Origin of the sequence: Dyella acidisoli, from assembly GCF_030160295.1 — a bacterium.
Classification (GTDB): domain Bacteria; phylum Pseudomonadota; class Gammaproteobacteria; order Xanthomonadales; family Rhodanobacteraceae; genus Dyella_B; species Dyella_B acidisoli.
The window spans coordinates 1-13,547 of sequence record NZ_BSOB01000039.1; the positions used below are offsets into that span (position 1 = coordinate 1).

The 13,547-nt window shown below is 61.3% G+C and carries 4 protein-coding genes; all 4 read left to right on the forward strand.

What is annotated here, in order from left to right; translation table 11 throughout:
- Positions 1-265: 265 nt before the first annotated feature.
- On the forward strand, positions 266-1,960 hold the full coding sequence (locus tag QQJ86_RS16195; protein ID WP_284322004.1) for a ShlB/FhaC/HecB family hemolysin secretion/activation protein: 1,695 nt from the start codon (positions 266-268) through the stop codon (positions 1,958-1,960).
- A 224-nt stretch (positions 1,961-2,184) separates the two neighbouring features.
- The gene (locus tag QQJ86_RS16200) at positions 2,185-10,812 is read left to right on the forward strand and encodes a glycoside hydrolase family 94 protein (RefSeq protein WP_284322005.1); all 8,628 of its coding nucleotides are present in this window, start codon (positions 2,185-2,187) and stop codon (positions 10,810-10,812) included.
- Positions 10,809-11,495, forward strand: a complete 687-nt coding sequence (locus QQJ86_RS16205; RefSeq protein WP_284322006.1) for an HAD family hydrolase — start codon at positions 10,809-10,811, stop codon at positions 11,493-11,495. The genes QQJ86_RS16200 and QQJ86_RS16205 overlap by 4 nt, the downstream gene beginning before the upstream one ends.
- Before the next feature lie 225 nt (positions 11,496-11,720).
- Entirely contained in the window at positions 11,721-13,370 is a 1,650-nt protein-coding gene (pgm, locus tag QQJ86_RS16210; protein WP_284322007.1) for a phosphoglucomutase (alpha-D-glucose-1,6-bisphosphate-dependent), read from the forward strand.
- The last annotated feature ends 177 nt before the right edge of the window (positions 13,371-13,547 follow it).

The following is a 13,547-nucleotide window of genomic DNA, read 5'->3' on the forward strand; positions in this document are numbered from 1 at the left end:
CGTTAAAAGACGGCACGCTATGGGCGCTTGTTTCACAATGTGTCGCGGGTGACTGCATGTGAACAGGCAGGTTTTTCAAACGTCCCGCGAAAGCGGGAATCCATGTTGCTCTGATGCCAAAGCCGAAGATGGATTCCCGCTTTCGCGGGAATGACGGCGCAGAGGTGGTGGACATATTCGCAGGATGGCAGCGAACAGAAGAAGCTCAGCAAGCAGCGCAGCAGCACGCACTCAGCAATAACAACATACAACTAGAGCGCCCCCTATGACTCCGATACGCAGCGTGGTTCTCCCTTTCAGCTCACTCTGCCTTGCGCTGGGCTGCTCTGCCGCATACGCGCAGACACAAGGTACCCCGCCACCCAACAGCGGCCAGATCCTGCAGGAAACACAACCGAAGAACACACCCATACCGTCGTCCGATCTGCGCTTGAAATTCCAGCGCCAGCAACGCAATCGCGCCACATCGGGCGAATCTTTCCACGTAAGCAAGATCGATGTTGAAGGCAACACTCGCTTATCAACTGCGACACTGCAAGCGATCGTTGCACCGGAAGAAGGCAAGAACCTCACGCTGGACGATCTGGACGCCGTGGCCGATCGCATCAGCGATGCCTATCACGCGCACGGCTATCCGCTGGATACGGCCTATGTGGTCGCGCAGACGATACAGAACGGCATGGTGCGCATCGAGGTGGTCGAGGCGCGCTACGGCAAGGTGGCGGTGCAGAATCACAGTGAAGTCGCCGACCACGTGGTGAACGCAACGCTTTCGCCGCTGCAATCGGGAGAGGCCGTCAGCAGTTTCCGTCTGCAGCGAAGCTTGTTGCTCGCTTCGGACATTCCCGGTGCGCAAGTCAATACCGTCGCGCAGCCTGGAGAGCAGGTGGGAACGTCGGATCTGCTTGTCGACGTCACTTCCGCGCCGCGCTACACCGGCACCCTGGGCCTGGATGATTACGGCAACCGTTATACCGATCGCGTACGCCTGAGCGGTACATTTGCCGTCAACGGTCTGTTGCGTCAGGGCGATACGCTGAGCTTCAGCGGCGTCACATCCGGCGCAGGCATGAATTACGGCAACGCCGGATACAAGTACCTGTTGAACGGATGGGGCACCGTGCTGGGCGCGGGAGTCACCGCATTGGACTATCAGCTTCGCAATGGCCTTGCTCTGTTGCATGCGCATGGCACTGCGCTAGTGCAAAGCGTGACGCTGTCCCAGCCGTTCATCCGCAACATGGCCGGCAATCTGTACGGACAGATCGAGTTCGATCACAAGCGTTTGCGCGACGATATCGACATCGCCGACATCCAGACCCACCGGCACGCCAACGTCTGGGTGGCGACACTGGCCGGAGACCAGCGCGATGTTACCGGCGTGACCAACTTCAATGTCAGCGGTGCGCGTGGACGGCTTTATTTCGACAACCTGTTTTCTGCGTTCGCCGACGCGCTGGGACCGCATACGGCGGGCCGCTACACCAAATTCTATTACTCGGTTTCGCGCCTGCAGCAGCTCGATCAAACCAATGCCTTGTATGCCGGTTTTTCGGGGCAGACGGCAAACAAGAATCTGGATACTTCCGAACAGTTCTACCTCGGTGGCCCCACCACGGTGCGTGGCTATGACGTAGGTGTTGTATCGGGTACGCAAGGCAACCTGGAAACCATCGAGTACCGTCACGATTTCAGTATTACGGCCATGCCCGGCCCTTGGCAGGCTTCATTGTTTGCCGACAGCGGCTACGTCAAGGCGTACAAGATGCCTTTTCTTCCTGGCGTCAATCGGGCGCGCTTGAACAGCATCGGTCTCGGTCTGCACTGGGTGGCGATGCACGATTGGGTGATCAGCACCAGCGTGGCCAAGCCGGTGGGCAACCGTCCCGCGTTGCTCGGCTCGAGCTACAACAATGGCTCGGCTCGATTCTGGTTCCAGGTACAGAAGGGCTTTTACTGACGATCTATCAAGCGTTTCATTGTTCGAGGCACGCAGAACATTCGGGAAAGCTCTCATCCCGACCTGCATCGCTAAACACATTGCGTACCTGAATTTCACGCTTCGGCGGCTATTTTTTTCACGTTAGCTAGTACGCACGGCGACGCATGCCTGCCGGTGTGCGCCGAATGCCAGGGCATCACAACGTTCTGGCGGAAAATTGTTTCACCGCCGGAGCGGAAGCGATGTTCAGGATCGGCGAATCTCTTTTGCAGGTAGCGCTGCATCCGCAAGCGGCGGCGCGCTACGCCGAGACGGCGTCGGGTGATGAATCGATGGAGCCGGCGCTGCGGGCGGAGCTGTTCAGTGCCGAGCAGATGGAGCAGCACGGCATCGCGCTGGCCAAACGGCATAAGCTCAGCCCGCATTCGGTGTCGGACCGCTTGCTCAAGCGTTTGGACGAGAACGCCAGCCTGTTGCTTCAGATTTGCGAGGCGCTGACCGTCGTAGCCAAGAGCAACCGGCGCATTTCGCCAGCCGCCGAATGGCTGCTGGACAACTACTACCTGATCGAAGATCAGATCCGCATCGCTCGCCGTCACCTGCCCAGACGCTACAACCGTGAGCTGCCGCGGCTGGTACAGGATGGCGCAGATGCTGATGGCTTGCCGCGCGTGTACGTATTGGCGCTGGAAACCATCTCGCATGGCGACGGCCGCGTGGACGACGAAAGCCTGGGTCGTTTCATTTCCGCCTACCAGACCGTGCAGCCGCTGACGTTGGGTGAGCTGTGGGCGGTGCCGATCATGCTGCGATTGGCGTTGATCGAGAATCTGCGCCGTGCCGCCGTGCGCGTGATGTCGAACCGCCATTACCGCGATCAGGCGGGCAAATGGGCGGATGTGTTGACTGAGATCGCCGAACACGATCCGAAGAGTGTGGTTATTGGCGTCGCCGATATGGCGCGCTCCGATCCGCCGATGACCCACGCGTTCGTGGCGGAACTGGCGCGCCGCCTGCAAGGGCAGAGCCCGGTGTTGGCCATGCCGCTGACTTGGATTGAACAGCGTTTGGCCGAAATCGGTTCGAGCATCGAGCATCAATTGCAGGTCGAAGCGCAGGAGCAGGCGGCCAACCAGGTTTCCGTCGGCAACAGCATCGGCAGCTTGCGCCACCTGTCGGCGATCGACTGGCACGCCTTCGTCGAACGGATAAGCATCGTCGACCAGACACTGCGCAAGGATCCCGCTGGCGTGTATCCGGAGATGGACTTTGCCACGCGCGATCACTATCGCCATGTGGTGGAGCGATTGGCGCGCGCCAGTAACCATCCGGAGGAAGCGATTGCACGCGAAGCGATCGAACTGGCGAATGCATGCGCCACGGAGCAAGCCGTGTTCGGCATTCGTGCGCACGTAGGCTATTACCTCATCGACGAAGGCCTGCCCGCGCTGGAGAATCAAGTCGGCTACCGCTATCACGCGTGGGCGAATCTGCGGCGAAGGCTGCTGCGCAAGGCGCTGCTGATGTACGTGGGTACGGCGCTATTGCTCACGCTGCTGTTCACCGGGCCAATCGTGCGTGCGGCCAGCATCAGCGGCTATCCAGCTTGGGGGCTGGCGCTGATCGCGATTCCAGCATTGCTCGCGGCCAGCCAGTTCGCGTTGGGATTGGTCAACTGGATCGTCACGGTCACGACGACACCGAGCATGTTGCCGCGCCTGGATTTTTCGCGTGGGGTACCGCCGTCGGCGCGCACGTTGGTAGTGGTGCCGACGATGCTGGGCGACACGCAGGATGTGGAAGATATGGTCGAGGCGATGGAGGTGCATTTTCTGGCCAATCGCGACCAGAACATTCACTTCGCCTTGCTCAGCGATTTCAAGGATGGCGACGAGGAGTGGCAGGAAAACGACCAGACGATGCTTCGGCTCGCGCGTCAGCACATCGATGCGCTTAACGCGAAATATGCGCCGGGCTCCCGCGATCGCTTCTTCCTGCTGCATCGTCCGCGGCGCTTCAACCGTGTAGACAAGGTATGGATGGGCTACGAGCGCAAGCGCGGCAAGCTCAACGACCTCAATCATCTGCTGCTCACCGGTCAGACCACGTCGTTCATGCTCACCGTCGGCGCGGTCGACGTGCTGCGCAGCGTACGCTATGTGGTCACGCTCGACGCCGACACCCAGCTTCCGCGTGATGCAGCGCAAGCGTTCGCCAGCGTGATGGCTCATCCGCTCAATCGTCCTGTTTACGATGTCTCTCAAGGGCGCATGCTGCGCGGCCACGGCATTCTGCAGCCGCGGCTGGGCATCAGCTTGCCCAGCACGGGGCGGTCGCGTTACGCCATGCTGTTCGGCAGCGAAGTCGGCATCGATCCGTACACACGCATGGTGTCGGATGTGTATCAGGATCTGTTCGGCGAAGGCTCCTTTATCGGCAAGGGCATCTATGACGTGCAAGCGATCGCGCAGTCGCTGGATGACCGTTTCCGGGAGAACACCATCCTCAGCCACGATCTGATCGAAGGGTGCTACGCGCGTTCGGGTCTGCTGACAGATGTGCCGCTCTACGAGGAATATCCGTCCAGCTATGCCGCCGATTATCAGCGCCGGCATCGTTGGATTCGCGGCGATTGGCAATTGCTGCCATGGGTGTTGCCACGCGTGCCCAATGCCCAGGGGCAATGGGTGAAGAACACGCTGGACGGGTTGTCGCGCTGGAAGATTGTCGACAATCTCCGGCGCAGCCTGGTGGCGCCTTCGTTCATTGCGTTGTTCCTGTTGGCCTGGCTGAGTTTCACTCAGCCGATCATCTGGACGGTGGCCGTGCTGGCCTTGCTGTTCACCTTGCCGTTGCTTTCGTCGCTGCTGGCGATCGTGCAGAAGCAGGAAGACATCGCACTCGCCTCGCATGTGAAATCCGCGCTGGCGCCGGCCGGTCAGCACATTGTGCGCGCGCTTTTCAGCCTGACCACCTTGCCGCACGAAGCGTTTTACAGCCTGGACGCGATTGCGCGCACGGTGTGGCGCATCACGGTGAGCCGACGCAATCTGCTGCAATGGCGCACCTCGCGCGATGTCGAGCACGACAGCACTCATTCGGCTGCGTACGCGTATCGCGTGATGTGGATCAATCCCATGTTGGCTTTGCTCGGCGCCACGGCTATCTGGGTTCGGCAGCCGCTGGCGCTGGCGCCGGCTGTGCCCATCATGCTGCTGTGGCTGGTCGGTCCCGAAGTCGTGCGCTGGTCGAGCGAGCGGCGCAAGGAAATCGTGTTCGTGCCTACCCGGCGGCAACGGCGTTTCCTGCGTGCGTTGTCGCGACGCATCTGGGCTTTCTTCGAAACGTATGTGGGGCCGGAAGACCACTGGCTGCCGCCGGACAACATGCAGGAAGTGCCGGCCACCGTCGTGGCGCATCGCACCTCGCCCACCAACATCGGCCTGTCGATGCTGTCCTGCCTGGCTGCCTACGATTTCGGTTTCATCACGGTCGGGCGCCTGCTTGATCGCATCGCCAAGACTGTGCAGACCTTGCAGGGCATGGAGCGCTATCGCGGCCATCTGTACAACTGGTACGACACCCTTACGCTGCAGCCGCTGGGGCCGAATTACATCTCTTCGGTGGACAGCGGCAATTTCGCTGCGCATCTGCTCACCTTGCGGCCAGGGCTACTCGCCTTGCTGGAGGACCCGCTGTTCCACCCGCGCTTGCTGGATGGCTTGCGCGACACGCTGACACTGTTGCGCGATACCTTGCCAGATGGTCAGCACAACGCGACCGTCGCCAGCTTGCGCCGCCTGCTGCAAGACAGCGTGCAGGCGCCGCCAGAATCGATAGATAGCGCGATGGTGCTTGCGGTGGATCTGCAAATGCGCATCGACGATCTGCAGGCGCTTGTTCCTGATGATCCAGAATCCGAAGCGTTTTTCTGGTACCAGCGCCTGCGCGAACAACTTGCCGATCTTCGGCATGAGCTGGATCTGGCCATGTCGTGGACGTCCGGTATGCCGGAGCAGGACGCCATTCCTACTTTATGGCAGGTGTTGCTGGCTGCTGGCGCCAATGCGGAGGGCGATCCATCGTCGACCCCGAAAGGGCGCCGTGACGAAATCCTGCGGCTGACTTCAGCGATTTCGGAACTGGCAATGATGGATTTCCGTTTCTTGTACGACCCGCGCAAGAAGCTGCTTTCCATCGGCTACAACGTCGACGAGCGCCGGCTGGATGCCAGTTGCTACGACCTGCTTGCATCGGAAGCACGCCTGGCGAGTTATCTCACCATCGCGCAAGGGCAGTTGCCGCAGGATAGTTGGTTCGCCTTGGGGCGCCTGCTCACCACGGCCGGCGGCAAGCCGGTGCTGTTGTCGTGGTCCGGCTCGATGTTCGAGTACCTGATGCCGATGCTGGTGATGCCGACATATGAGGGCACTCTGCTGGATCAAACCTGTCGTGCCGCGGTGGAGCGGCAGATCGAATACGGTCGCCAGTCCGGTGTGCCATGGGGTGTTTCGGAGTCGGGCTACAACACCGTCGACGTGCACATGAACTATCAATACCGCGCATTCGGTGTGCCGGGTTTGGGCCTGAAGCGTGGCCTGGGCGAGGACGTGGTGATCGCGCCCTACGCGAGCGTGATGGCCTTGATGGTCTCGCCCTCGGCGGCCTATGCGAATCTGGAGCGGCTGGCAGACGAAAGCAGGCGAGGGCGCTTCGGTTTCTATGAAGCGGTCGACTACACGCCTGCACGCGTACCGCGCGGGCAGACCGCCGTGGTGGTGAGCTCGTTCATGGCGCACCATCAGGGCATGAGCCTGCTTTCGCTGGCTTACCTGCTGCTGGATCGGCCGATGCAGAAACGCTTCGACAATGATCCGCAGTTTCGCGCCATCGCTTTGCTGTTGCAGGAGCGTGTACCCAAGAACGCGACGGAATACCTGCACGCCATCAGCTTCGAGACGTTGCAGACCGGTATGGCGGCGGCCGACCATCCGCTGCGTGTATTCGCCGACCCGAACATGCCGCGGCCCGCGGTGCAATTGCTGTCGAACGGCCGCTATCACGTGATGATAAGCAGCAGCGGCGGCGGCTACAGCCGCTGCCGTGATCTGAGCATCCACCGCTGGCACGAGGATTACACACGCGATAATTGGGGGCAGTTCTGTTACCTGCGTGATGTGGAAAGCGGCGGTATGTGGTCCACGACATATCAGCCCACCTTGATCAAGCCCGATCATTACGAGGCGATCTTCTCCGATGCACGTGCCGAGTTCCGCGTGCGCAAGCATCACTACGATGCGCATACCGAGGTGGTGGTATCGCCGGAAGACGATATCGAATTGCGCCGCGTGCGGCTGACCAACCGCGGCCGTCGTCCACGCAGTATCGAAATCACCACGTTTGCTGAAGTGGTCATCGCGCCGGCCATGGCCGATGCCTCGCATCCGGCTTTCAGCAACCTGTTCGTGCAGACGGAATGGGTGGCGTCCGCACACGCTTTGATAGGCACGCGCCGCCCGCGCGCCAACAACGAACGGGTGCCGTGGATGTGCCATGTGGTGGCGGTGCACGATGCGCAGATTGATGAGATCTCGTATGAAACGGATCGCGCGAAGTTCGTTGGCCGTGGACGCAGCGTTGCCAGGCCGCTGGCGCTGAGCCGGCTTGAATCGCGCACGCAGCTTTCCAATACGGTGGGTTCGGTGCTCGATCCGATCGTAGCGATTCGCGTGCGCATCACGCTGCCGCCGGAGCACTCGGCCACCATCGATATCGTCACAGGCATGGCGGATAACCGCGATGCATGCCTTTACCTGGCCGAGAAATACCGCGATCGCCATCTCGCTGACCGCGTGTTCGATCTCGCCTGGACGCACAGCCAGGTGCTGCTGCAGCAACTCAACGCCACGCATGCCGATGCGCGGCTGTTCGAGCGCATGGCGGCATCCATCCTGTATGCCAACACGTTGTTGCGTGCTGACACAAGCGTGCTGCAAGCCAATCGTCGCGGGCAATCTGGATTGTGGGGGCAGGCGATTTCGGGTGATTTGCCGATCGTGCTGCTGCGCATCGGCGATATCGCCAATATCGAACTGGTGCGGCAACTCGTACAGGCGCACGCTTATTGGCGCATGAAAGGCCTGGCGGTCGATCTGGTGATCTGGAACGAAGACCAGGCAGGTTATCGGCAAGAATTGCAGGACCTGATCCTTGGCCTGATCGCGTCCGGTACCGAAGCGAGCTTGATTGATCGTCCCGGCGGCATCTTCGTGCGTCCGTCGCAACAGTTGTCGGTGGAAGACCGTGTGCTGGTGCAATCGGTTGCGCGCATTGTGCTTTACGACAGCCGCGGCACGCTGGCGGAGCAGATCGAGCGCCGCCGCGTGGAAGCGCAACTGCCTGCTCTGACCATCAGCAAATCGAGCTGGCCGGTGGAAATCATGGCCGCGGACACCACGCAGGCGCTGCTGGATAGCTTGCAGCTAGGCAATCGTTACGGCGGTTTTTCGGCCGATCTCAGCGAATACGTGATCGTGCTTCGTCCGGGCCGCCCGACGCCGGCGCCGTGGGCGAACGTGCTCGCCAATCCGGATTTTGGTTGTGTCGTTTCCGAAACGGGCAGTGCTTATACGTGGGCGGAGAATTCGCACGAGTTCCGGCTAACGCCGTGGCACAACGATCCGGTGAGCGACAGCTGCGGCGAAGCGATCTATCTGCGCGATGAGGAAACCGGCAACTACTGGTCGCCCGCGCCGTGGCCGCATCGCGGCAAGGGCGCTTACGTGACGCGGCATGGTTTTGGTTACTCGGTATTCGAGCACGTCGAAGACGGCATCCACACCGAGTTGTGGATGTACGTGGCCTTGCATGCGCGACTGAAATTCTGGGTATTGCGCGTGCACAACCGTTCCGGGCGCACACGTCGGTTGTCCGCCACCGGTTACGTGGAATGGGTGCTGGGCGATATGCGCAACAAGTACGCCATGCATATCGTGACCGAACCCGATCCGGTCACCGGCGCCTTGTTTGCACGCAACGCCTACAACACCGAATTCCCCGGCCGGGTGGCGTTCTTCGATACCGATGCCACCACGCGCAGCGTGACCTGTGACCGCATGGAATTCATCGGTCGCAACCGTGGTCCACGCAAGCCCGCCGCCATGGGGCGAGCCGGCTTGTCGGGACGTATCGGCGCCGGGCTCGATCCGTGTGCTGCGATCCACGTACCATTCGAGCTGGGCAAGGACGAAACGCGCGAGGTGATCTTCCGCCTCGGCGCGGCGCCGGATGCCAAAAGTGCGAGCGATCTGGCCCATCGCTACCGTGGCAGCAATGCCGCCGTCGCCGCGCTGGAGGAAGTGCGCATGCATTGGCGCTGGACGCTGGGCAGAGTGCAGGTGAAGACGCCCGACGTGGCGGTGAATGCCCTGGCGAACGGCTGGCTGATGTATCAGGTGATCGCCGCACGTTTCTGGGGACGCAGCGGTTATTACCAGTCGGGTGGTGCATTCGGGTTCCGCGACCAGTTGCAGGATTCCATGGCGATGATCCACGCCAGCCCATACAGCGCACGGCAACATCTGCTGCTGTGCGCAGCGCATCAGTTCGTGGAAGGCGACGTGCAGCACTGGTGGCATCCGCCGACCGATCGTGGCGTGCGCACGCATTGTTCCGATGATTATTTGTGGCTGCCGCTGGCGCTTAGCCGCTACGTGCACACTACGCACGATACGGGCGTGATGGACGAACGCATTGGCTATATCGAAGGCCGTCCGGTGCGTCCTGACGAGGAATCCTATTACGACCTGCCGGTGCGATCGCAGCAGAGCGCCACGTTGTACGAGCATTGCGTGCAAGCGATCGAGCGCGGTTTGAAGGCGCGCGGTCCGCATGGCTTGCCGCTGATCGGCACCGGCGACTGGAACGACGGCATGAACAAGGTTGGCGAGAAGGGCATCGGCGAAAGCATCTGGCTGGGTTTTTTCATGTGCGAGATGCTGAATTCGTTTGCCGAGACTGCGCGGCGTCATAACGACGAAACGTTCGCACAACGGTGCGAAGAGGAGGCGCGCAAATTCGCCGCCGCGCTGAATGAACACGGTTGGGACGGCGAGTGGTATCGGCGCGCGTATTTCGACGACGGCACGCCGCTGGGTTCCAAGCACAACGAGGAATGCCGCATCGATTCGATCGCACAGAGCTGGTCGGTGCTGTCGGGCGCCGCACCGCCGGATCGCCGCCAGCAGGCGCTGGATTCGCTGGATCGGTATCTGGTGAAGCACGATGCCGGCATCGTCCAGTTGCTCGACCCGCCGTTCGACCGCTCCTCCCTGGACCCCGGCTACATCAAGGGCTACGTGCCGGGCGTGCGCGAAAACGGAGGGCAGTACACGCATGCCGCGGTCTGGGCGACGATGGCCTTTGCCGCCGTGGGCGATGCGAGGCGTGCTTGGGAATTGCTGCACATGATCAGTCCGATCAGCCACGGCAGCGGCGAGCGCATCGACGTCTACAAGGTGGAGCCCTACGTGGTCGCCGCAGACGTCTATTACGGCGGGGTGCATGACGGCCGCGGCGGCTGGACCTGGTATACCGGTTCGGCCGGCTGGATGTACCGGCTGATCATGGAATCGCTGCTGGGCCTGCGGGTGGAGGGCGAAAGCCTGTACATCGCCCCCGTGCTTCCGCCAGACTGGACGGAGTACCGCCTGAGCTACCGCCACCGCGAGACCGATTATCAGATCGTGGTGCACGTGGCGCAGGGGCAGGGCGAATCGCGCCGCATCGTGTTCAACGGCAAACCGGTCGAGGGGGACCGGCTGCCGCTGATCGACGACGGCGGCGAGCATCATGTGGATGTCTATTTGTGAATCAAGCCAAGACCAACGCTTCGCACGTATTTCTGCTGGATGTCGACAACACCTTGCTCGACAACGACCGTTTCGGCGCCGACCTGCGCGCGCATCTCACCCGCGAGTTCGGTCAGGCCGAATGCGACCGCTACTGGGCGATCTACGAACAGCTCAGGGATTCGCTGGGCTATGTCGATTATCTGGGCGCACTGCAGCACTTCCGTCTGGAAAACGACACGCGTCCGGGCATATACAACTTGGCGTACTGGTTGCTCGATTATCCGTTCGAGCACCAGCTGTATCCGAAGGCGCTGGAGAGCATCGATGAACTGAACAAGCTTGGGCGTGCGGTGATTCTTTCCGATGGCGACGTCGTGTTCCAGCCGCACAAGATCGAGCGCGCCGGCATCCGCGCCGCGGTGCGCGGCGAAGTGCTGATCTTCGTGCACAAGGAGCTTGCACTGGATGCCATGCTGGAGCGCTACCCGGCTTCGCATTACGTGATGACCGACGACAAACCGAACCTGCTGGCCAAGATGAAGCGCAAGCTCGGCGACCGGCTCACTACCGTGTTCGTGCGCCAGGGTCATTACGCCACGCATACGGACTTGACCGACCTCCAGGCCGACCTGGATTACACCATCGAGACGATCGCTGAGCTGCCCACGCTGGCAGCCGAGCTCGTGCAGGCTGCGGCCTGAACGAAGGGTCACTTCCAGGTGTGGTGCAGACGAAGGATTGATGTGCCTTCGCCGATAATTCGCCGTTGCCCACCGCTACACCGGGGCGTCATTCCCGCGAAAGCGGGAATCCATTTTGGGTTTTCGCTCAAGAGCAAGATGGATTCCCGCTTTCGCGGGAATGACGGCATCAGGCCAGGGTGAGGCGTCGCGGAATCCAAAAGCTCAGCAGAGGACCCCTTCTACGTGAACCCCAATATCGACGCCCGCGCGGGACAACCCGCTCAGGAAACCATGCTGGTAGACGTGCAAAAACTGCTGGACGCCTATACCGCGCTTCGCCCAGACCCTGCCGAACCCACCCAGCGCGTAAGCTTCGGCACCTCCGGCCATCGTGGTTCCTCGTTCGATCGCAGTTTCAACGAATGGCACGTGCTGGCCATCACCCAGGCCATTTGCGATTACCGCCGCCAGAAGGGCATCAACGGCCCGCTGTATATCGGCATCGATACGCACGCGCTGTCCCAGCCCGCCTTCGAAAGCGCGTTGGAAGTGCTGGTAGCCAACGACGTACCGGTAGCAATTTCCGCCGGTGGCGAATACACGCCCACACCTGCCGTATCGCACGCGATCCTGGTGCATAACCGCGGACGGACAGACGGATTGGCCGACGGCATCGTGGTGACGCCTTCGCATAACCCGCCCAGCGATGGTGGTTTCAAATACAACCCGCCCAATGGCGGCCCGGCGGAAACCGACGTCACCGGCTGGATTCAGCAGCGCGCTAATGCTTTGCTCGAAAGCAAACTCGATGGCGTGAAGCGCATAAGTTATCCCTCGGCGCGGCGTTCCAGCCTGGTGCAGGAACATGATTTTCTCGGCCATTACGTCGATGACCTGAAGAACATCATCGACTTCGACGTGATCCGCAGTGCTGGCGTGCGCATGGCCGTCGATCCGCTTGGCGGCGCTGGCGTGCATTACTGGCAACCGATCGCGCAGGGCTATGGCATCGATCTCACCGTGGTGAGCGATGTGGTCGATCCCACGTTCCGCTTCATGACGGTGGATTGGGACGGCAAGATCCGCATGGATCCTTCGTCGCAGTACGCCATGCAGCGCCTGATCGGCCTGAAAGATCGCTACGACGTGGCATTCGCCTGCGATACCGATCACGACCGCCATGGCGTCGTATCGCGCAGCGCTGGTTTGATGCAGGCGAATCACTATCTTTCGGTGATGGTGGATTATCTGTTCCGCCATCGCCCGCAATGGGCCGAGCGGGCCAGCGTCGGCAAGACGGTAGTGAGCAGTTCGCTGATCGATCGCGTGGCGCAGCGCCTGGGCCGCCGGCTGTACGAAGTGCCGGTCGGCTTCAAATGGTTTGCGGATGGCTTGTTCGACGGTTCGCTGGGCTTTGGCTGCGAGGAAAGCGCAGGGGCTTCCATGCTGCGTCACGATGGCAAGGTGTGGACCACCGATAAAGACGGCATCGTGCCGTCGCTGCTCGCCGCGGAGATGACTGCGAGCACCGGCAGGGATCCGGGTGAGTTGTATGCCGAACTGACTCATGCGCTGGGCAAGCCGTATTCCAGTCGCGTTGATGCTGCCGCCAATGCGCAGCAGAAGGCCAGGCTGTCCAAGCTTTCGCCGCAGCAATTGCAGAGCAGGGAGCTGGCCGGTGAGAAGATTGTTGAAGTGCTCGACCGCGCGCCTGGCAACAATGCACCGATCGGCGGTATCAAGGTGATGGCCGAAAGCGGTTGGTTCGCCGCGCGCCCGTCGGGCACCGAGGAGATCTACAAGATCTACGGTGAGAGCTTCCGCAGCGATGAGCATCTGCAAGAGATCCTGCGCGAGGCGCAGGGTATTGTGGATGCGGCGTTGGCGGGGTGATGTGTCGATAGCCCCTCTCCCGGAGGGGCCTGATTAGCGTCTTGCCTCAGTTGGGTATGTCGTGTGTTGGGGGATTGCCTGCGGCGCTTCCGGTCGCGAAGCGACCGGGTCACTTTTCTTTGCTGGCCCCAGTACTGTCCGGTTAATCGGCAAATAAAATCAATTGGTTAGCGTCAC

Coding starts and splice junctions, on each gene's coding strand:
- QQJ86_RS16195 (WP_284322004.1), top strand. CDS start 266: ATGACTCCGATACGCAGCGTGGTTCTCCCTTTCAGCTCACTCTGCCTT.
- QQJ86_RS16200 (WP_284322005.1), top strand. CDS start 2,185: ATGTTCAGGATCGGCGAATCTCTTTTGCAGGTAGCGCTGCATCCGCAA.